Below are 19,824 nucleotides of genomic sequence, written 5' to 3'. Positions count from 1 at the left end.
GGACATGTCCCGACGGTGGAGGCCCTCGGTGAAAGAAGCTGTGCATATCGTCAGGAACCCCGCCAAGGGGCCCGACCTTCAGGAACTCGTGGGGCGGGTGGCGCTGGGGGACGAGGATGCGTTCGCCCATGTGTACGACATCGTCGCCGGGCCGGTGCTGGGTGTCGTGCGGGCCGTGCTGCGGGACCACGCCCAGTCAGAGGAGGTGGCGCAGGAGGTTCTCGTGGAGGTCTGGCGGACGGCTCCCCGCTACCGGCCGGACCGCGGGACCGCGGTGAACTGGATCCTCACGCTGGCCCACCGCCGAGCCGTGGACCGGGTGCGTTCCGTGGACGCCGCGATGGCCCGGGACCACAAGGCCGCCCTGCTGGACAGGGTGCCGGAGTACGACGAGGTGGCCGAGCATGTCGAGGCGCGCCTGGAGCGGGAGCAGGTGCGGCGCTGTCTGCGCACCCTGACCGAGCTCCAGCGCCAGTCCGTCACCCTCGCCTACTACCGGGGCCTGACCTACCGCGAGGTGGCCGAGGCGCTGGGGCTCCCGCTGGGGACCGTGAAGACCCGACTGCGCGACGGGCTGATCCGGCTGCGCGACTGCCTGGGGGTGACCGCGTGACCACCGTCGACCTGCACCGGCTGACCGGCGCCTACGCCCTGCACGCCCTGTCCGACGAGGAGAGCGTCTCCTTCGAACGTCATCTCGCGGGCTGCGAGCCCTGCGCGCAGGAGACGGCCGAGCTGAGCGCGACCGCGGCCCGGCTGGGACTGGCCGTCGCCGCGCCCGTCCCCCCGGCACTGCGCGAGCACGTGCTGCGCCGGATCACCACTGTCCGCCAGGAGACGCCCGGCACGACCGTCCGGGTCTCCCCGGTGCGTGCCGGGCTGAGGGCCGGGCTGCTGTCCCGGTGGGCGCTCGCGGCCTGTCTCGCCGCGGCCGCGGCGCTCGGCGGGACGACCGTGTGGCAGCACCAGCAGGCCGCGGACGCCCGCGCCGAGGCACGTCAGGCGTCCCGGAGCGCCGACGAGATCGCCGCCGTGCTCGCGGCGCCGGACGCCCGGACGCGGGCCGCCGACCTGGCCGCGGGTGCCACCGGCACGGTCGTCGTCTCGCAGAGCAGGGACAAGGCCGTGTTCGTCGTCTCCGGCATGGCCCGGCCGCCCCGCGGAAAGGTGTACGAGCTCTGGTTCGACGACGCGGGGACCATGCGGTCCGCCGGCCTGATGGACGCCGACCGCGGCGACCAGACCGTCCTGATGCGGGGCAACGTCGACGGGGCGTCGGGCATGGGCATCACCGTCGAACCCGCCGGCGGCTCGACACACCCCACGTCCACGCCGATCGCCCTGATGGCGTTCCCCGGCTGAGCACCGACGGCCGGGGACTCAGACGGCCGGGGACTCAGAGGAGACCCGTGACCGTCACGGTGACCCGGGGCCGGGGCTCGCCGGGGGCCAGGACGCCCAGCCGGTGTCCGACGGCGTCGCGGACCCCGCGGGCCACGTCCACGGTCCGCGCCTGCCGGAGCGCCACGACGTGGATCTCGACATGCCAGGGTCCCTCGCCGTCCGGCCGGGTCAGGCGCACCCCGGCGGCGGTCCCGGCGGAGTGCGGCGCGGACCGCGGCAGCGCCGTGCGCAGCCGGTCGGTCAGGCCGGGCCTGAGGAAGGCCACGCCGGGCACTTCCGTCACGGAGGTGGCCAGTTCCGCGGCGAGCCGGCCGTACGGGGTGTTCGAGGTGTGGTCGTTCATGGCGTACGGCCTTCCCGGTCGTCGTCGGCCGTCGGGGGGAGGAGGTCGGTGACCCTGAGGTGCACGGCCGCCGTGGGCATGCCCAGGGCGCGGTCGGCCACCCGCCGCACCTGTTCCCGCACCCGTTCGGTGAAGTCGGGCAGCGGGACGCCGAGCGGGGCGTGGATGTCGAGGCGGACCTCGACCGTGCCGTCCTCATGGACGTGGCGGAGGCGGCAGGAGCCGGCGCGGACGCCCGGGACCGTCTCCGCCGCGGAGCGCAGGGTCCTGGCCGCGACGGCCTCCATGATCCACAGGTCCTCGGCGGGTTCGCCGAGCGGCAGCGGGCGGCCCGGACGCAGTTCGAGGCGGACGACGTCCATGATCCGTCGGGTCAGCGGCTCGCTGTCGTAGGAGTCGGCGGCGGCCGTCTCGGTGCGCAACCCTCGTACCGCGGACTCCAGTTCGTCGAGCCCGCGCACCGCCTCCCGGCAGTGCGGGCAGTTTCGCGGGTGGGCGTCGCCCGCCTCGCCGTCCCGGGACCGGTCGTCGCGGGCCTGGTCCTCCCAGTCGGCCCAGGCCCGGGACAGCAGGCGTCCGCAGGGCAGGAGTTCGTCGTCGTCCTCGTGGGTGGACGTGCCGTGCGGCGGTTCGATCGGGTCGGTCATCGCCAGGCCCCCAGTGCTTGTGTCAGACAACGGCGTGCACGGAAGACGCGGGCGCGGACGGCGTCCTGGCTGATGCCCACCGCTTCCGCGACGAACTCGTAGGACCGTCCGTCCAGTTCCCGCAGCACCCAGCAGGCGCGCTGTTCGGCGGAGAGCAGGTCGAGTGCCTCGCGCAGTTCGCGCACCGCGTCCCGGCCCTCGGTGATCCGGGCCGGTGACGTGCTGTGCTCGGCCGCGGCCACGTCCCCGACCGCCTCCAGCGGGGCCGTGGGCCTGCGCGAACGCAGCACGTTCAGGCACCGGTTGGTGACGATCCGGTACATCCAGGTGCCGAAGGAGGAGCGCCCCTGGAACTCGGGCAGCCTCCGCCAGGCGCTGAGGAAGGCGTCCTGGACGGCGTCCTCCGCCTCGGTCCGGGTGCCGAGCAGCCGGGTGGCGAGCTGGATGAGCGCCGGCGCGTGGCGTTGCACGAGCACGGCGAACGCGTCCTCGTCCCCTTCCGCGGCACGGACCACGAGCAGGGCGTCGTCCGTGTCGGGCCGGGTGTCGGGTGGTGCACCCACCACTGGGTTGCTCCTCTCGTCCGGTCTCCCGGAAGCCGGTCTTCCAGTGGTTGGACACCGCCACGCGACCTCTGTGACGCGGGACTTCGGGCTGTGAAAGAGAAAGACCTTTTTAAAGGGGATCCGTAGCCGGAGCGGGCGCGGATTGGTGGGAAAAGAAACTTCATCCGATCGGGGCTGCCACCAATCCGACGGCATTTCAGGACCGGATTCCCCACGTGACCGAGAACGAGAGGAAATCCTGCCGACTGCGGCTGCCGCTGGGCGCGTTCAGCGGTCTGCTGGCCGGCTGTGCCGCGCTAGCGGTCGCCGAGGCCTGCGCGGGGGCGGTGCGCCCGCAGTCCGGTCCCGTGGTCGCGGTCGGCGGCGCCGCGATCGACGCCACGCCCGCCGCGGTGAAGGACTGGGCGATCCGGAATTTCGGCACCGACGACAAACTGGTTCTCCAGCTGGGAATTCTCGCGGTTCTCGGTCTCTTCGCGGTGTTCCTCGGAATTGCCGGACTGCGGTTCCGCCGTACCGCCGCTGCCGGTGTGCTGCTGTTCGGGGCCGTGGGGGCGCTCGCGGCGACGCGTCGGCCCGACTCGGTCGGCCTGACGGACGCGGTGCCCTCGGTGGCCGGGGCGGTCGCCGGGGCCGTACTCCTGTACGTGCTCCTGGGCCGCCTCGCACCCCGCGCTTCCACGTCAGGGCCGCCTGATGGGGACTGGGACCGCCGGGGCTTCGTGATCGCGGCGAGCACGGCGGCCGTGGCCTCGGCGGGGGCCGGTCTGCTGGGCCGGGCCCTGGCGGGTGCCGGCGGCCGGGGCGCGGTCGCCTCCCGCCGGGACGCGGTGCTCCCCGCTCCCGCGTCCCCCGCCCGGGCCGTACCGAAGGGCGCCGGACCGCGGATCCCCGGACTCAGCCCGTTCGTCACGCCCACCGCGGACTTCTACCGTGTCGACACCGCGCTGGTGGTGCCCCGGGTGAACGCGACGACCTGGCGCCTGCGCGTGCACGGCAAGGGCGTGACCCGCCCGCTCACGCTCTCCTACGACGATCTGCTGGGCCGTCCGCTGGTCGAGCGTGACATCACGCTGACCTGCGTCTCCAACGAGGTCGGCGGCCCGTACGTGGGCAACGCCCGCTGGATCGGCGTACGCCTGGCCGATCTGCTCGCCGAGTGCGGGGTGCGGCCGCCGTCGAAAGGCGGCCCGGCCGACCAGCTGGTCGCGCGTTCCGTGGACGGCATGACCATCGGCAGCCCGGTCGAGGACGTGATGGACGGCCGCGACGCCCTGCTCGCGCTCGGCATGAACGGCGCACCGCTGCCCTTCGCGCACGGCTTCCCGGTCCGCATGGTGGTGCCCGGCCTGTACGGCTTCGTGTCCGCCTGCAAGTGGATCGAGGACATCGAGCTCACCACCTTCGACGCCTACGACCCCTACTGGGTCAAGCGCGGCTGGGCGCGCAGGGCGCCCGTGAAGACACAGTCCCGCATCGACACGCCCAAGCCCTTCGCCCGGCCGGCGGCGGGCACCGTCATGGTCGCCGGCGTCGCCTGGGCCCAGCACCGCGGCATCGACAGGGTCGAGGTCCGCGTGGACGACGGGCCCTGGCAGGAAGCCCGGCTCGCCGCCGAGGACACCACCGACACCTGGCGCCAGTGGACCTTCCCCTGGCAGGCCACCAAGGGCGGCCACACCCTCACCGTCCGGGCCGGCGACCGCACCGGCGCGCTCCAGACCGACAGACGCACCCGCACGATCCCCGACGGCGCCGACGGATGGCACTCCGTGGTCGTGACCGTCGACTGACCCCCCAGACCACCTTTTCCCCATGCCGAGGCAGCCCAGGCTGCGTCAACCAACAGGAGAGACACCATGAACACCCGTATCCGCCGTATCGCCGGGACCGTGGCCGCCGCGGCCGTCCTGCCGCTCGCCCTCAGCGCCTGCTCCGACAGCGGCAGCGACTCCACGAAGGCCGACTCCTCCGCCAAGGCGTCCACCGAGGCCTCCGCCTCCCCCTCGGACGAGGCCATGGCCGGCTCCGGCAGCACCGCCTCCGCCGACCAGCCCTTCGGCCCGGCCTGTTCCGCGGTGCCCAAGAGCGGTGCCGGTTCCTTCGACGGCATGGCCCAGGACCCGGTCGCCACCGCCGCCTCCAACAACCCGGCGCTGTCCACGCTGGTGGCAGCGGTCAAGAAGGCCGGGCTGGTCGACACCCTCAACAACGCCCAGGACATCACCGTGTTCGCGCCGACCAACGACGCCTTCGCGAAGATCCCCAAGGCCACCCTGGACAAGGTCCTCAACGACAAGGCCCAGCTCACGAAGATCCTCACCTACCACGTCGTCGGCCAGAAGCTCACTCCCGAGGACCTGGAGAACGGCTCCTTCGCCACGCTGGAGAAGTCGAAGCTCACCACCTCCGGCTCCGGTGAGTCCTACACCGTCAACGACTCCGCGAAGGTCGTCTGCGGCAACGTCAAGACCGCCAACGCCAACGTCTACATCATCGACAGCGTCCTCATGCCGACCAGCTGACGGGGCGTCGTCGGTGGGGTGTCACACCTGTGGCACCCCACCGACGCGTTCACGGACCCGCGTCACAACCGCGTCCGTGCCGGGTCGAAAGAAGTGAGAGCCCATCGAGAACCGAGCGAGAGGATCCCGCGATGACCACGCAGACCACGCCCGCCGCCAAGGACCTGTCCACCCCGCAGACCGCCCTCGCTGCCAAGGACCCGCAGACCGGCAGGCAGCCCCGCACCACGGCCGTCTCCGGTGGCGCGACCGGGGCCGACCAGCCCGCGCCCGACCGGGGCCGGACGTCGATCGCCGATGTCGTCGTCGTGAAGGTGGCGGGCATCGCGGCCCGGGAGATCCCGGGCGTGCACGACATGGGCGGCGGCCTCTCCCGCACCATCGGCGCCGTACGCGACCGGGTGCCCGGTGGCCGCGCCAACGTCGGACGCGGCGTCAAGGTCGAGGTCGGGGAACGGCAGACGGCCGTCGACCTGGACCTGGTCGTCGAGTACGGCGTCTCCGTCATGGACGTGGCCCGGGACGTCCGCGAGAACGTGATCGACGCGGTGGAGCGGATCACCGGCCTGGAGGTGGTCGAGGTGAACATCACCGTCAACGACGTCCACCTGCCCGACGAGGACGAGTCCGAGAACAGCACCGGCTCCCGCGTGGAGTGACGGCGGGCGGGCACCGGAGCAGACGGGGACCGACACGGGGTGAGAGGCAGAGGGACGTGAACACACCAGTGGTGGGAATGGCCGCGGGCATGGCTCTGGCGTTCGCCGGGTTCTTCGGCGGGTTCGGCGCCTTCCTGCTCGTGGCCGCGCTCGGTGGCCTGGGCTGGGCCCTGGGCCGGTGGATCGAGGGCGGCGGCAGCGTCCGCGACGTACGGGACGCGTTCGAGCGGAGCCGCCGATGACCGCCGCGGCCGAGCGGGGCACCACCACCGTCTCCGAGCGCGCGGTCCGCAGGATCGCCGGGCGGGCGGCCGCCGAGTCCCTGCCGCATGGGGACGGCGTCCGGGCGACCGGGAGCACGGCCTCCGTGCACGGCAGGAGGGCGGAGCTGTCCCTTGCGGTGACACTGCCCTACCCGGCGCCCCTCGCCGACACCGTGCGGGACGTCCGGCGCCATGTGGTCGAGCGGACCGGGCAGTTGACGGGCCTGGACGTGGCGGCCACCCGGCTCGCGGTCACCTCGCTCAGCGTGCCCCGGGTGCCAGTCCCTCCGGCCCCGGAGCACGACGGGGGCCGTACGCCCCGCCGTTGGTGGTCCCAGCGCCGGGTGCCGGTGGCCCTGCTCTCCGCGGTGGCCGCCGTGTGCTGGGGTGCGCTCGCCCTCGACCTGGTCCGGGTGCACACCGCGCACCGGGCGGCGGCCGCCTGGCGCAGGTCCGCGCTGCACTGGCTGTCCGGTCACGCGCCCGGCGACCCGGCCGTCGTCGCCGCCGGCGCGGCGGTCGCCCTGCTGGGTGTCTGGCTGATCCTGCTCGCCGTGACGCCCGGCCGTCGCCGTCAGTCCACGCTGCGGGTCCCCGCGGCCCGGGTGGACGCGGCGGTGGACCGCTCCGCGGTGGAGTCCCTGGTCCGCGAGGCGGTGGGGGACGTGGCGGGAGTCGGCGCGGTACGGGTGCGGGCACGGACCGGTCGCGTGACCGTGCGGGCCGGGCTCTGCTTCGGCGATCGCGCGGCCACCCGGGACGCCGTCACCTCCGCGGCCCGAGCCGCCCTCACCGCGTGCGGCCTGCGCCGGACGCCCCGGCTGCGGGTGAGGGTCGTCCCCGAACCGGTCTGGCGCCCGCCGCTCGGCCCGGGGCGGGAGGCGTCGGAACCCGTCGCCGCGGGGCAGGAGACGCCGGAACCCGTCGCTGCCACGTCCGGCCGTCCGGAAGGTGACCGGTGATGGCCCGCGCCCGTACGACCGTCAACCGAGCCGTCCTCGCCGCCTCCGGGCTCGCCCTGCTCCTCGTGGGCGCATGGCTCGCCCTCGCGAACCGGGCGCCGTCCTGGTGGCCGGCCGCGGACACCGGCGCCCTGTGGCCGACCCGGACCCGCCTGGCACGCCTGCGGGCCGAGGACTGGTGGACCCCCACCGTCCTGGCCACGGCGATCCTCCTGACCGTGCTCCTCGCCTACGTCTGCCTCGCACAGCTGCGTCCGGGCCCGGCCCGGCACCTGGCCCTGCCCTCCCCCGGCGGCACGGTCCGCCCCCGTGCCCTCGCCGAGGCACTGACCGCCCGCGCCGCCACGGTGCCCGGCGTCGCCCGCGCCCGGGCCCGCGTCCTGCCCCGCCGCCGACGGCGTCTGGACGTCGGCCTGCGGGTCTGGCTGCACCCGGGCACTCCCCCGGACGCCGTGCTGCCCTCGCTGCACGCCGTGACCGCCGAGGCCGAGCGGGCGACCGCCCCGTACACCGCGTACACCCGGATCCGGCTGAGCACGCCCTCGCGCCGGAGGTCCCGTGTCCACTGAGGCATGGGCCGGCCGGCTGCGCCGGATCGGCCGGGTGCCGCGCCCGCCCGCCGGCTGGTGGCCCGCGCTGCGCCGCACCCCGGTCTCGCTGTGGGACGACGACATCTCGGACTACGCGGCGGCCCTGACGTACTACGCGATCCTGGCGGTGCTGCCCGCGATGCTGGTCACCGTGCTGGCGTTCGGCATGATCAGCCCGGACACCGCCGAGGAGTTCGTCACCCATGTGACGGCCTACGCGCCCGCCGACTCCGGGGCCTCGCTGCACGCCGTGCTCAGCCGGGTGCTCGGCGCCGACCGGACGGCGTGGCCGCTGCTCGCGGCGGGATCGGCCAGTGCCCTGTGGTCCGCCTCCAGTTACCTCGCCGTCTTCCGCCGCGCCCTGCACCGCATGCACCGGGTCGAGGACCGGCGCTCCCCGTGGCGCAAGGCGCACCGGATCCTGCTCACCGCGTTCGGGCTGCTCGGCCTGCTGCTGGTCGGCTCGCTCACGCTGCTGCTGACGGGACCGCTGGCGGAGGCCGTCGGCCGGACCCTCGGCCTGGACACCACGGCGGCCTGGGCGTGGCGCCTGCTGCGCTGGCCGGTGCTGCTGTGCCTGGTCGCCCTGCTGGTCGTGATCCTCTTCCACACCGGCCCCACCGCGGCCCGCCGCCGCGAGCGCAGTCTGCCCGGCGGGGTGCTGGCGGCCGCCCTGTGGCTGACGGTCTCCGCCGGCTTCTCGGCGTACGCCGGCACGCTGGGCGCCTACAGCAGGCTGTACGGCTCCCTCGCCGGTGTCGTCGTCTTCCTGGTGTGGCTGTGGCTGTCCAACCTCGCCCTGCTCACGGGCGCCCAGTTCGCCGCCGAACTCGCACCGCGTGACCGGAGCACCGCTCGGAGCACTGCTCAGAGCACCGGGAAGTCGCCCGTCCCGTAGCACTCCTGGGGCAGCGGGTCCGGTACGGCTGCGGGGTCCAGGAGGTGGGCGACGACGGCCGCGGTGGTGCGGTGCCAGAGGCGGTGGTGGCGCAGCATCGCGTGGTCGCCGCCGGCGATGACGGCCATCCCGGCCCGCGCGGCGGTGGCCTGGGCGCGGTGGACGCAGTCGGCCGTCGCGGCGGGCGAGGTGACGCGGTCCCGTGCGCCGTGCAGGGCGACGATCCGCCGGCCCGCCGTCTGGCCGACCGGCTCGCCCGTCGGCCACCACGGCGCGAGGGCGCACACGCCGGTGACCTGGGGGTGTCCGGCGGCGTGCAGGGCGGCCCGGCCGCCCATGGAGTGGCCGAGCAGCACGGTGGGCACGGGCCCGGCCAGCGCGGTGAGCTCGTCCAGGGCCCGCAGGGTGTCCCGCCCGGCGTCGGCGCGGGTGCCGTTCCAGCCGCGCAGGCGGTAGCGGACCCGGGCGACCAGGACGTCCTGGTGGGGCAGCGCGGCGGTCACCGCCCGCAGGATCGGGTCCATCCGCAGGGCGGCGAGCTGCCGGGGGTGGGTGGGGTGCTCGCTCGTCTCCTGTCCGCCGTGCAGGACGAGGACGGCGGCCCGGGGCCGGGGCGGACACCGTCGGGGCAGCAGGGCGGGCGTGGTCCGGGCAGAGGTGTCGATGTCGTCGTGCGGCACGATCAGGGGCTCCTTGTCGCCGTGGGTCGCACTCGTGCATCCTGCCCCGCCCGGACCGTCACCGTCGCCCCCGTCCCGCGGCCCGCTTCGGAGGCCGGGGGAAGAAGCCGCTGGTGCGGGCCCGGTACTCGGCGTAGCCGGGCCGGTCGGCCATGTGTCTTTCCAGCAGCCGCTTTCCGCTGCCCCGGGTGAGCAGCAGGCTCATCACCACCGGCGACACCAGGGTCGCGGCGGCCGCCGCCGGGGTGTCGGGGACCAGCAGGAACAGGCCCCACCAGACGCAGAAGTCACCGAAGTAGTTGGGGTGCCGGGTCCACGCCCACAGCCCCCGGTCCATGATCCGGCCGCGCCGGGCGGGATCGGCCTTGAACCGGGCGAGCTGGGCGTCGCCGACCGCCTCGAAGCACACCCCGACCGTCCACAGCGCGACTCCGGCCCAGGCCAGGGGCGACGGCCGGCCGGGCACGTACTGCGCCGCCTGCACCGGCAGCGACACCAGCCAGACCAGGGCGCCCTGGAGCAGGTAGACCATGCGCAGGGCGTAGACGTTCCGGTTGCCGGGTGCCTTCGCGAGCATCGCCGCGTAGCGCGGGTCCTCGCCGTGGCCCCGGCCCCGGCGGGCGATGTGCACCGCCAGGCGCAGTCCCCAGGCCGCCGTCAGCCCGGTCGCCAGCAGCCGTCGTACGGGATCGCCGTGCCCGGCGGAGGCGGCGAGGGTCGTGAGGGCCACGGCGGTGAAGCCGATCCCCCAGGCCACGTCGACGATCCGGTGCACACCCCGCCGCAAGGCGACGGCGAAGGTGACGAGCATGACGGCCAGGGCCGCCGCGGCCGCCCAGGCCAGGCCGGTCACGAAGGCGCTCCACGGGAAGCCGTTCACAGGTCCGCGTACCAGGCGTGGGAGGTGGCTTCCATGCCGGACGCGCCGCCGGGTCCGGGCCGTACGGCGAGGATCTGGTCGACACCCATCCGGCCCTCCTCGAAGGCCAGCGCCCCGCCGGCCAGGTAGAGCCGCCAGACCCGTGCGGTCTCCGCACCGGCCAGCCGTACGAACGCGTCCCACCGCTCCTCCAGGGTGCGGTGCCAGGCGGTGATCGTGCGGACGTAGTGCTCGCGCAGCGACTCCGTGTGCCGTACCTCAAGACCGCCCTCCTCCAGCAGGGCCACGGTCTCGCCGAGGGGCCGCATGTGCATGTCGGGGGCGATGTACGCCTCGATGAACGCCCCGCCGCCCGGGGCGCCCGGACCCCGGGACATCTGCTGCACCAGCACCCGCCCGCGGGGCCGGACCAGTCGATGCAGGGCGGCCGCGAAGGCGGGGTACTCGGCGTCGCCGACGTGCTCGCCCATCTCGATCGTGGAGACGGCGTCGTACCCGCGGCCCCGGATGTCCCGGTAGTCCTGGCAGAGCACCTCCACCCGCTCGGTGAGGCCGCGCTCGCGCACCTGGTCGCGCACGTACGCCGCCTGCTCGCGGGCCAGCGTGACGGCGGTGACCCGGACTCCGTGCCGTTGCGCCGCGTGCAGGGTGAGGGAGCCCCAGCCGCAGCCGATGTCCAGCAGCCGGGCGCCGGGCTCCAGGGCCAGCTTGCGGCAGACCAGCTCCAGTTTGGCCCGCTGGGCGTCGACGGCGGTGAAGCCGGGCGCCTCGCTCGCCCAGTAGCCGCAGGAGTAGGCCATGGTCTCGTCGAGGAGGAGGCCGTAGAACTCGTTGGAGAGGTCGTAGTGGTGGCTGATCGCGGCTCGGTCGCGGGCCCGGCTGTGCAGGCCGCCGCGGAGGCGGGCCTGGGAGGCGGGCGCGGGCGGCGGGGGCCCCACGACACCGAGGCGTACGGCGGTGACGAGGGCGCGGGCCCGGTCGGCGGACGTCAACCGCGGTGGGCGCAGGCCCCGTTCGCGCTGGGCCGCCCACATCGTCCGCAGGCCCTCGGCGAGGTCGCCCTCGACGTCGAGCTCACCGGTGACGTACGCCTGTGCGAGGCCCAGTTCGCCGGGCTGCCACAGCAGTCGGCGCAGCGCTCGGCGGGAGCGCAGGACCACCACGGGTGCGTCGGCCGGTCCGGCCTCGCTGTCGTCCCAGGCGCGCAGGCGCAGCGGCAGGGGGCCGCCGAGCGTGTCCTCGACGAGGGCGGTGAGCAGAGGGGCGGCTCCGGGCCGGGCGAGGGTGCTCATCGGGCGGGGTTCTCCTTGGTGAACAGGTACTGCTGGACGTCGAGGTAGCCGGAGCGGAATCCGGCCTCGGAGTAGGCCAGGTAGAAGGTCCACAGACGGCGGAAGGTCTCGTCGAAGCCGAGGGCGGCGACCTCGTCGGCGCGTTCGGTGAACCGCTCCCGCCACAGGCGCAGCGTCTCGGCGTAGTGGGCGCCGAAGGCGTCGCGGCGGGCGAGGCGCAGCGCGGTGTGGTCGCGGGCGGTGTGCTCGATCGCCTCGGTGGACGGGATGAGGCCGCCGGGGAAGACGTACTTGTGGATCCAGGTGAAGGTGTCCCGGGAGGCGAGCATCCGCGCGTGCGGCATGGTGATGGCCTGGAGCGCCACCCGGCCGCCCGGGGCGAGCCGGGCGTCGAGCGTGCGGAAGTACACCGGCCAGAACTCGGCGCCGACCGCCTCGATCATCTCCACGCTGACCACGGCGTCGTACTGCCCGGTCGCTTCCCGGTAGTCGCACAGCTCGACCGAGACGCGGTCCTCGAGCCCCGCCGCGCGCACCCGTTCCAGGGCCAGGGAGCGCTGCTCCGCGGAGAGGGTGAGCGAGGTGACCCGGGCGCCCCTGGCGGCGGCCCGCAGCGCCAGCTCGCCCCAGCCGGTGCCGATCTCCAGCAGCCGGGTGCCGGCGCCGACGTCGGCCAGGTCGAGCAGGCGGTCGATCTTGCGGTGCTGGGCGGCCGCCAGGAGGTCCCAGTCGGCGGGGAAGCCGCGGAAGACGGCCGAGGAGTAGCTGAGGGTGTCGTCGAGGAAGAGGGCGAACAGGTCGTTGGAGAGGTCGTAGTGGCGGCTGATGTTGGCGCGGGAGCCGTCGGGGGTGTTGCGCTCCTCGTGCGGGTGTCTTGGAGCCCACAGTCCGCGCAGGCGTTGCAGCGGGGCCGGGATCAGGTCGGCCGCGTGCGCGGCCAGCACGGTGAGGGCGGCGACCAGGTCGGGGGCGTCCCACTCGCCGGCCATGTACGACTCGCCGAAACCGACCAGGCCGCCGGTGCCGATCCGGGCGTGGAAGGCGGCCGGGTCGTGCACCTGGAGGACCGGGCCGCCGAGCCCGAGGTCGCCGGAGCCGGCGAGACGGACGCGCAGCGGAAGTCCGCGCAGGGCCCGGCGGACGAGCGCGGCGGTCACGGTGTCCCGGGGCCGGGAGGGGCGGGGCACGGCGACGACGTCGGGCCAGCGGGCCGCGTCGGCCGGCGCGTCGTGGGCGACTGTGGTCATGTCAGGTTCTCCGGGGTGTGCTTCTCGGGTCGGGGCTGGACGGCCAGGCCCCGCAGGTGGAGGCGGATGCCGTGGAAGCGGATGGCCGCCGACACGGCGAGGGTGGACCAGGGGTGGCGCAGCGCCAGGCGCAGCAGGTTCGGGACGGTCACCGCGCGCCGGGCGCCGTGGACGGTGGCGGTCAGGGTGCGGCCGTCCTCGCGGTCCAGGTGCACGGTCAGGTCGAGCCGCGGTCCCGGATGCGGCAGCCGCATGCGGTAGCGGCCGTCGACGGGGAGGAACGGTGAGACGTAGAACTCCTTGTCGGCCTGGGCCGTCCCGCCCTCGTCCGGGTGGAGGAGGTAGGCGTGCCGGCCGCCGTAGGTGTTGTGGACCTCGGCGACCACGCAGCGGGGAGCGCCGTCGGGGCCGTGGCACCAGTAGAGGGTGATCGGGTTGAACACGTACCCGAGGACCCGGGCGTGGGTGAGCATCACCACCGGCCCGCCCTCCAGGTCGACGCCGTGCCCGGCGAGGTAGGCGTCGAGGCCCGCGCGCAGGGTGGGTTGGTCGCCGGTGAAGTGGTCGCGGGGGTCGAAGCGGGCCAACGGCCTTATGAGGAACGGCAGTCGAGGCGGCCGGTCGGGGTCGACGAGCCACAGGTAGGTGCGGTGGCGCAGCAGGTAGCGCCACGGGGTGGTCCGCACATGGCGGATCGTGCAGGCGTAGAGGGCGGGTACGGCGTTCACCAGCGCGCTCCCAGCGCGGCGGCGGCCTCGACTCCGGAGCGGCAGCCGTCCTCGTGGAACCCCCAGCCGTGGTAGGCACCCGCGAACACGCAGACGTCACCGGCCAGTTCGTGCAGCCGCCGCTGGGCGGCCACCGACTCCGGGGTGTAGACGGGGTGTTCGTAGACCATGCGGGCCAGCACCCGGTCCGGGTCGACGCGGTCCTCGCCGCCGAGGGTGACGACGAACGACTCGGCGGCGTCGAGGCGTTGCAGCCGGTTCATGTCGTAGCTGACCCGGACGCGGTCGGCGCCGGCCGTGCAGGACGGCATGAGGTAGTTCCAGGAGGCGCGGGCGCCGCGGGCGCGGGGCAGCAGCCGGGTGTCGGTGTGCAGCAGGGTGGTGTTGCGCGAGTAGCGGAACGCGCCGAGCACCTCCCGCTCCCGCTCGGTGGGATCGGCGAGCAGGCGCAGTGCCTGGTCCGGGTGGACCGCGACGACCACGGAGTCGTAGGACTCGGTGGTGCCGTCGGCGGCGGTCACTTCGACGCCGTCGGTGTGGCGGCGCACGGCCCGGACCGGGGTGCCGGTGCGGATCTCGGCGATCTGCTTGGCGATCCGGTCGACGTACTCCCGCGAACCGCCGGTGACCGTGCGCCACACCGGCGAACCGCCCACCGACAGCATTCCGTGGTGCTCCAGGAAGCGGAACAGGTAGGCGGCCGGGTAGCGCTGCGCGGTGACGGCGTCGCAGGACCACACGGCCGACACCACGGGGGTCATGAAGTGGGCGCGGAAGTAGGCGGAGAAGCCCTCCCGGTCCAGGAACTCCCCCAGGGTGAGGTCCTGTTCGTCGCCGTGGTGCCCTTGGGCCAGCAGCCGGCGGGCGGCCCGGTGGAAGGCGGGCACCTCGGCGAGCAGCCGCAGGTAGGTCCCGCTGAGGACGCTGCGGGGCCGGGCGAGGAGTCCGGCGGGGCCGCGGGCGCCGGCGTACTCCAGTCCGCAGCCCTCGCAGCGGACCGACATGCTCATCTCCGACTCCTGCGTGGGGACGCCGAGTTCGTCGAAGAGCCGCAGCAGGTGGGGGTAGGTGCGGCGGTTGTGCACGATGAACCCGGAGTCCACCCGGTGCACCCGCCCGTCGTACGACGACGTCACCTCATGCGTGTGCGCGTGCCCGCCGAGCCGGTCGTCGGCCTCGTAGAGCACGACGTGTCGCGTCCGCCCCAGGATGTACGCAGCGGTCAGCCCCGCCACCCCGGAGCCCACGACGGCCGTCCGCCTCATCCGCTTTCCTCCCGCACTCGCGATCACTCCGCGCGTAATCCGGAACAGGTCGCTTCGCGGATTGGCGGGAGGGGGGATCGGGTGGGGAGGGGCGTCGCGGGGGGGGCGCGTGGAGAGGGGCGTCGCGAGGGGGATTGCGAGGAGAGAGGCGTCGCGAGGGGCGATCGGGTGGGGAGGGGCGTCGCGAGGGGGATCGGGTGGGGAGGGGCGTTGCGGGGGGGGGCGACCGTCAGGCGAGCTGCCCGGTGGATCGCAGGGCCAGGCGTGCCACCGACGCGTCGACCTCGTCGACCGGTGGCTTCCCGTCGAACTCGCGCATCCGCTCGACGAACTCGACCGGCAGTGTCACGCCATGGCGTCCCACGTAGTGCCCGAGGTCACCGCGCCAGACCCAGGAGCCGTCGGTGAACAGTGACGAGCAGCCCACGATGTTCTCGCCGCAGCCCAGCAGGCACTGCTCGGTCTCGGTGAACGCGGCGACCATAGGGGCAGCCGCGAGATACGCGACGGCGAAGGCCGCGGTCTCCCGCCGTTCCGGGGAGTCCGAGCGCGTCAGCTCGTGGATTCCGGGGAGACCGACCGGCCCCGCGAAGAACTCCCTGACGAACCCGACTCTCAGCAGGGAGACATCCTGCCCGGCACGCGCAACCGCCCGTGCGGCCGGATCGCGGCTGCGCGGGCGGTCGGTGAGGGTAGGTGCGGGGACGGTCAGAGGTGCTGTTCCGTGGCCCTGATGCGGTCGTACTCGTCCTGGCGCTCGTCCTTGATGTACGCCGGGATCGGGAAGTCCCACCAGCCGGGGACCCAGGGGCCGGCGGCGTCGCGGTCCGTGGGGACCTCGATCACTGCGGGGGCGCCGGACTGGACCGCCTTGCGCAGCGTCGGCTCCAGGGAGTCGGCGTCGTTGACCTTGTACGACTCGATGCCGAAGGCCCGGCCCATGGCCGCGAAGTCGGGGCTGTACGGCGAGCCGTCGGGGTGCGAGAACTCGGTGCCGATGTGGCGCGAGGTCTGCTTGCGCTGGCCGCCGCGGATCGACATGTAGCCCGCGTTGTTCTGGACCACGAAGATCACCGGGGCGCCGGCGGTGACACTCAGGGCGATCTCCTGGGAGGTCATCAGGAAGTCGCCGTCGCCGAGGACGCACACCACCGGGCTCTCCGGCCGGGCGAGCTTGGCGCCGACCGCGGCCGGGATCGCCCAGCCCATCGAGGAGAAGCCGCCGGAGGTGAGGTGGGTGCGCGGCGAGTACACCGGGAAGGTCTGCTTGACCGCTCCCTGGGTGTTGCCCGAGCCCGCGACGATGATCGCGTCACGCGGGAGCACGTTGCGCAGGGCGCCGAGCGGGCGCTGGGAGGTGAAGGGGAAGCGGTCGCTGTCCCGGCGCCCGGCGAGCTTGTCCTCCCAGTCCTGCTTGAGCCGGGCCAGTTCGGCGAGGTACTCGGAGCGGTCGACACCCTGGGAGGGGAGCGAGTCGACGATGGCCGCGACGGCACGCTGGGCGTCGGCGACGATCCCGACCTCCGCCGGATAGTTCTTGCCGATCTCGTGCGGGTCGATGTCGATGTGGATGAGCTTCGCGGGCGGGATGGAGAAGCTGATGCCCTTGGCGTAGCTGGAGGCCGACCAGTCGGTGAAGCGGCAGCCGACGGAGATCACGACGTCGGCGGAGCTGGCGATCGCGTTGCCGGTCATCGTGCCGGTCTGGCCGACACTGCCCGCGAACAGCTCGTGGTCCTCGGGGAAGGCGCTCTTGCCGTTCCACGTGGTGACGACCGGGATCTGCCACTTCTCGGCGAGCGCGAGGACCACGTCGGAGGCCTCGGAGGTGATCGCACCGCCGCCGACCACGATGACCGGCCGGTTGGCCGCGCGCAGCACGTCGACCGCGCGGTCCACGGCCTCCGGGTCGGGGTGCTGGCGGCCGACGGGGATACGCCGCTCCAGGTCGTGGAGCTCGACGTTCGCCGCCTCGGCCTGGACGTCCATGGGGACTTCGAGGTGCACCGGGCCCGGCCGCCCGGTCAGCATGGAGTTGAAACAGCGGTGCAGGACGAAGGGGAGCTCCTCGACCCGGGTGACGACCCAGTGCCGCTTGCTGACGGCCTCGGCCACCTTGGGGAAGTCGTTGGCCGTGTAGCGGTCGAGTTCCTGGAGCAGACCGTGGCCGCGCATGTGGGTCGGCGGGCCGCCGGTGACGACGAGCACGCTGGTGGAGTCGGTGAACGCGGTGCCCATGCCGATGACGGTGTTGCTGGCGCCGGCGCCGATGGAGGTGACCGCGGCCTGCGGGCGGCCGGTGACACGGTAGTAGCCGTCGGCGAGGTGGACGGCGCTCTGCTCGTGGAAGGTCTGGATGAAGGGGATCCGGGACTCGTCGTCCAGGAAGGCGTCGGTCAGTGACCAGATGCCGTGGCCGGGGATGCCGGCGACGACGTCGACCCCGTAGTTGCGCAGGGTCCGCGCGACGATCTGGCCTCCGGTGAGGACGGGCATGTCGGGTTCCTTTCGGCGGTGGCTCAGTCGGAGGTGCGGGCGGCCCAGGCGAAGCCCTGGGTGCACAGGCGGGTGACGTCCGGGTTCTGCAGGTCGTCGAGGTCGTGGCCGACCGCGCTGTAGAAGACGCGGCCCTCCCCCCAGGTGCGGGTCCAGGCCTGGGGGATGGTCTTTCCGTCCAGCCAGGACAGGTGCTCGCCGGTGAAGGTGGACTCGGCGAGGACGTGGTTGTTGGGGTCGACCGACATGTAGTACTGCTCGGAGGCGACCCGGAAGTCCCGTACCCCGGCGGTGATCGGGTGATCGGTGTCCGTGATCGTGACCCCGTACGGGTACTTCACGCCTTCGCCGGCGGGGTGTTCGAGGAAGCTGCCGCCGAGGAGCCAGTGGTACTTGAGGCTGGTGCGGAACGCGGCGGCCGCGCCGTGCCAGGCGGCGATCCCGGTGCCGGCCTCCACCGCGCCCAGCAGGTTCGACTCCTGGGCGGCGGTCAGGCCCTCGGACAGCAGGGCGTTGTTCCAGTTGAGCGCGATGAGGTCGTAGCCGGTGAGGTCGGCGTCGAGGGAGAAGATGTCGTTGGTCTCCTCCACGTCGAAGCCGAGGTTCTTGAAGATCGGCAGGGCCCATTCCTCGGCCACCTGGTAGGGCTTGTGGCCGGGCCAGCCGCCGTACAGATACAGAACGCGGGTCATGCGGTGCTCCCTGAGGTCGTACGGGCAAGGGCTTCGGCTCGGCTGCGCAGCCGCTCGGCCACCTCGATGGCGTCGCCCTCCGGCGCGGTGGACTTGCGCTCCGGCTTCGCGGTCAACAGGTACACCAGGCCCACGGCGGAGACGATGAGGAAGCCGATGAGGGCGATCCAGCGGTCCACGAAGGAGGTTCCGGCGCCGCCGGTGGGCCAGGAGAGCAGCACCATCCCGAGCACGCCGTAGGTCAGGGCGGCCACGGTCACCGCGAAGCCCCAGCGGCCCAGCGTCCAGGCTCCGGCGGGGCGCCAGCCCTTCAGTCGCATCCGCAGGGCGGCCAGTACGACCATCATGAAGGCCGCGTATCCGGCCAGCATCTGGAACGCCGCGATCTTGGTGAGGGAGTCCGGCGAGTAGTAGACGAACACGAAGAGCAGCAGCGGGAGGACGTTCACCGCGAGCAGCGCGTTCAGCGGGACGCGGTGGGTGCGGGAGATCTTCGAGAAGACGCGGGAGCCCGGGAACATGTCGTCGCGGGCGAAGGAGAACACGATCCGGCTCGCGGCGGCCTGCTGGCTCATCACACCCGCGATGAACGAGGTCATGATCACCGTGAGGACGGCCTTGGTGCCGACGGTGCCGACCGAGCTCTGGAGGATCGAGGGGATCGGGTTGGTGTCCTTGCCGGAGAGGATCGAGGCGAGGTCCGGCGCCGCGAGGGCGTAGCCGACGAAGGCGAACAGCGCGGCCACCCCGCCGACGGCGACGGTCAGCTGCATGGCCCGCGGGATGCTGCGGGAGGGGTTGGGGACCTCTTCGGCGATCTCGCCGCAGGCCTCGAAGCCGTAGAAGAGGAAGAGCCCGACGAGCGAGGCGGCGATGAAGGCCAGGACGTAGTTGTCGTGGGTGGAGCTGCTGGTCTCGAAGAAGATCGAGACGGAGTTGTGCCGCTCGAAGATCAGCAGGTAGAAGCCCACGACGACGATGCCGATCAGTTCCGCGGCCAGGCCGATCTTGGAGATCAGGGCCAGGGTCCGGGTGCCGAAGCAGTTGCAGATCAGGCAGACGACGGTCACCGCGACGGCGATCCACAGGCGCTGGGCGGGGGTGGAGCTGATGGCGGGCTGGTCGGCGGTGCCGGCGAAGAGGCTGGCCGCGAAGTCGGAGCTGAACAGTGCGGTGCTGGTGATGCCGATGGTGATGCAACAGATGTACGTCCAGGCGTTGAACCAGGCGTAGCGCCCGTTCCACAGCCGTCTGACCCACTGGTAGAGGCCGCCCGCGAGCGGGAACTGCGAGACGACCTCGCCGAAGACCAGCGCGACCAGGAACTGCCCGGCGCCGACGATGCCGATCCAGAAGACGGACGGCCCGCCGGCGGTCGCCAGACCGACGGCGAAGAGGGCCACGACACCCACGAGGGGCGAGAGGTAGACGAAGCCGAGGGCGAAGTTCCCCCACAGGCTGACCTTGCGGTCGAACTTCTGCTCGTAGCCGAGTACGGCGAGCATTTCGGCGTCCGCCGCCGAGGAGACGGGGTCGGGCGCCCCGCCGGATCGGCCTACGGGGGTGGATGCGGGCGCTGAGTGCGCCTCGTTGTCGGTGGCTGACATGTCGATCTCCGTGGGTCTAGGGGGAGGTGCGGGAGGTGCTCCTTGCCGAAGGGCTGCCGGGCCGCTTCATCGCGTCGGCA

22 protein-coding genes are annotated in these 19,824 nt (G+C 73.3%); 9 read left to right on the top strand and 13 right to left on the bottom strand.

Translation table 11 applies throughout. The features are described 5' to 3' along the window. The first annotated feature begins 28 nt into the window (after positions 1–28). Positions 29–613, top strand: a complete 585-nt coding sequence (locus AQJ54_RS05285) for a sigma-70 family RNA polymerase sigma factor (RefSeq protein ID WP_062026875.1) — start codon at positions 29–31, stop codon at positions 611–613. Then, entirely contained in the window at positions 610–1,362 is a 753-nt protein-coding gene (locus tag AQJ54_RS05280; RefSeq protein WP_062234336.1) for an anti-sigma factor, read from the top strand. Before AQJ54_RS05285 ends, AQJ54_RS05280 begins: the two co-directional genes overlap by 4 nt. A gap of 34 nt (positions 1,363–1,396) precedes the next feature. Here the strand turns inward: AQJ54_RS05280 and AQJ54_RS05275 are convergent, their stop codons facing one another. The 3 genes from AQJ54_RS05275 to AQJ54_RS05265 are packed head-to-tail and all read right to left on the bottom strand — an operon-like array spanning position 1,397 to position 2,960. Continuing rightward, on the bottom strand, positions 1,397–1,747 hold the full coding sequence (locus AQJ54_RS05275) for an Asp23/Gls24 family envelope stress response protein (RefSeq protein WP_062234333.1): 351 nt from the start codon (positions 1,745–1,747) through the stop codon (positions 1,397–1,399). Then, entirely contained in the window at positions 1,744–2,394 is a 651-nt protein-coding gene (locus AQJ54_RS05270) for an Asp23/Gls24 family envelope stress response protein (protein ID WP_062234332.1), read from the bottom strand. The genes AQJ54_RS05275 and AQJ54_RS05270 overlap by 4 nt, the downstream gene beginning before the upstream one ends. Beyond that, positions 2,391–2,960, bottom strand: coding sequence for an RNA polymerase sigma factor (locus AQJ54_RS05265; protein ID WP_051735361.1), 570 nt, complete (start codon positions 2,958–2,960; stop codon positions 2,391–2,393). Before AQJ54_RS05265 ends, AQJ54_RS05270 begins: the two co-directional genes overlap by 4 nt. A 215-nt stretch (positions 2,961–3,175) precedes the next feature. On the opposite strand from AQJ54_RS05265, the gene AQJ54_RS05260 reads away from it, so the two are divergent. The 7 genes from AQJ54_RS05260 (at position 3,176) to AQJ54_RS05235 (ending at position 8,857) form a co-directional block, all read left to right on the top strand. Next, positions 3,176–4,753 (top strand): molybdopterin-dependent oxidoreductase, encoded by a 1,578-nt coding sequence (locus AQJ54_RS05260; RefSeq protein WP_062234329.1) that lies wholly within the window; start codon positions 3,176–3,178, stop codon positions 4,751–4,753. Between the two features lie 66 nt (positions 4,754–4,819). Further along, the gene (locus AQJ54_RS05255; RefSeq protein ID WP_062234327.1) at positions 4,820–5,485 is read left to right on the top strand and encodes a fasciclin domain-containing protein; all 666 of its coding nucleotides are present in this window, start codon (positions 4,820–4,822) and stop codon (positions 5,483–5,485) included. Positions 5,486–5,616: 131 nt separating this feature from the next. Then, on the top strand, positions 5,617–6,144 hold the full coding sequence (locus AQJ54_RS05250; RefSeq protein ID WP_062234322.1) for an Asp23/Gls24 family envelope stress response protein: 528 nt from the start codon (positions 5,617–5,619) through the stop codon (positions 6,142–6,144). Between the two features lie 56 nt (positions 6,145–6,200). Further along, positions 6,201–6,386 carry a hypothetical protein gene (locus AQJ54_RS45560; RefSeq protein WP_132837562.1) on the top strand — a complete coding sequence of 62 codons (186 nt, stop codon included), beginning with the start codon at positions 6,201–6,203 and terminating at the stop codon, positions 6,384–6,386. After that, on the top strand, positions 6,383–7,369 hold the full coding sequence (locus AQJ54_RS05245) for a DUF6286 domain-containing Asp23/Gls24 family envelope stress response protein (RefSeq protein WP_062234319.1): 987 nt from the start codon (positions 6,383–6,385) through the stop codon (positions 7,367–7,369). The genes AQJ54_RS45560 and AQJ54_RS05245 overlap by 4 nt, the downstream gene beginning before the upstream one ends. Continuing rightward, positions 7,369–7,938 carry a hypothetical protein gene (locus AQJ54_RS05240; RefSeq protein ID WP_062234316.1) on the top strand — a complete coding sequence of 190 codons (570 nt, stop codon included), beginning with the start codon at positions 7,369–7,371 and terminating at the stop codon, positions 7,936–7,938. Before AQJ54_RS05245 ends, AQJ54_RS05240 begins: the two co-directional genes overlap by 1 nt. Positions 7,939–7,954: 16 nt before the next feature. Beyond that, positions 7,955–8,857 carry a YihY/virulence factor BrkB family protein gene (locus AQJ54_RS05235; RefSeq protein ID WP_063806400.1) on the top strand — a complete coding sequence of 301 codons (903 nt, stop codon included), beginning with the start codon at positions 7,955–7,957 and terminating at the stop codon, positions 8,855–8,857. On the opposite strand, the gene AQJ54_RS05230 is transcribed toward AQJ54_RS05235, so the two are convergent. From AQJ54_RS05230 to AQJ54_RS05185, 10 genes are all read right to left on the bottom strand, one after another. Then, positions 8,827–9,537, bottom strand: coding sequence for an alpha/beta hydrolase (locus AQJ54_RS05230; RefSeq protein WP_062234310.1), 711 nt, complete (start codon positions 9,535–9,537; stop codon positions 8,827–8,829). The genes AQJ54_RS05235 and AQJ54_RS05230 overlap by 31 nt on opposite strands. A 58-nt stretch (positions 9,538–9,595) precedes the next feature. After that, positions 9,596–10,417: a DUF1295 domain-containing protein gene (locus AQJ54_RS05225; RefSeq protein ID WP_062234307.1), complete on the bottom strand. Its 822-nt coding sequence runs from the start codon at positions 10,415–10,417 to the stop codon at positions 9,596–9,598. Beyond that, complete coding sequence (locus tag AQJ54_RS05220) at positions 10,414–11,709, bottom strand: SAM-dependent methyltransferase (RefSeq protein ID WP_062234304.1); 1,296 nt, start codon at positions 11,707–11,709, stop codon at positions 10,414–10,416. The genes AQJ54_RS05225 and AQJ54_RS05220 overlap by 4 nt, the downstream gene beginning before the upstream one ends. Beyond that, positions 11,706–12,956, bottom strand: coding sequence for an SAM-dependent methyltransferase (locus tag AQJ54_RS05215; protein ID WP_062234301.1), 1,251 nt, complete (start codon positions 12,954–12,956; stop codon positions 11,706–11,708). The genes AQJ54_RS05220 and AQJ54_RS05215 overlap by 4 nt, the downstream gene beginning before the upstream one ends. After that, the gene (locus tag AQJ54_RS05210; RefSeq protein WP_062234298.1) at positions 12,953–13,684 is read right to left on the bottom strand and encodes a DUF1365 domain-containing protein; all 732 of its coding nucleotides are present in this window, start codon (positions 13,682–13,684) and stop codon (positions 12,953–12,955) included. The genes AQJ54_RS05215 and AQJ54_RS05210 overlap by 4 nt, the downstream gene beginning before the upstream one ends. Beyond that, on the bottom strand, positions 13,681–14,949 hold the full coding sequence (locus AQJ54_RS05205; protein WP_062234295.1) for an NAD(P)/FAD-dependent oxidoreductase: 1,269 nt from the start codon (positions 14,947–14,949) through the stop codon (positions 13,681–13,683). The genes AQJ54_RS05210 and AQJ54_RS05205 overlap by 4 nt, the downstream gene beginning before the upstream one ends. A gap of 229 nt (positions 14,950–15,178) precedes the next feature. Beyond that, the gene (locus tag AQJ54_RS46605; protein ID WP_248845302.1) at positions 15,179–15,433 is read right to left on the bottom strand and encodes a hypothetical protein; all 255 of its coding nucleotides are present in this window, start codon (positions 15,431–15,433) and stop codon (positions 15,179–15,181) included. Positions 15,434–15,657: 224 nt separating this feature from the next. Next, entirely contained in the window at positions 15,658–17,445 is a 1,788-nt protein-coding gene (locus AQJ54_RS05195) for a thiamine pyrophosphate-binding protein (RefSeq protein ID WP_062234292.1), read from the bottom strand. A gap of 23 nt (positions 17,446–17,468) precedes the next feature. Further along, positions 17,469–18,137 (bottom strand): ThuA domain-containing protein, encoded by a 669-nt coding sequence (locus tag AQJ54_RS05190; RefSeq protein WP_062234290.1) that lies wholly within the window; start codon positions 18,135–18,137, stop codon positions 17,469–17,471. After that, the gene (locus tag AQJ54_RS05185; protein WP_079069743.1) at positions 18,134–19,744 is read right to left on the bottom strand and encodes an APC family permease; all 1,611 of its coding nucleotides are present in this window, start codon (positions 19,742–19,744) and stop codon (positions 18,134–18,136) included. Before AQJ54_RS05185 ends, AQJ54_RS05190 begins: the two co-directional genes overlap by 4 nt. Positions 19,745–19,824: the final 80 nt, after the last annotated feature.

The sequence above is a fragment of the Streptomyces griseorubiginosus genome (genome assembly GCF_001514195.1).
GTDB classification, from domain to species: Bacteria; Actinomycetota; Actinomycetes; order Streptomycetales; family Streptomycetaceae; genus Streptomyces; species Streptomyces griseorubiginosus.
The sequence above is the reverse complement of the archived record's forward strand: the minus strand, read 5'-3'. Positions and strand labels throughout refer to the sequence as shown.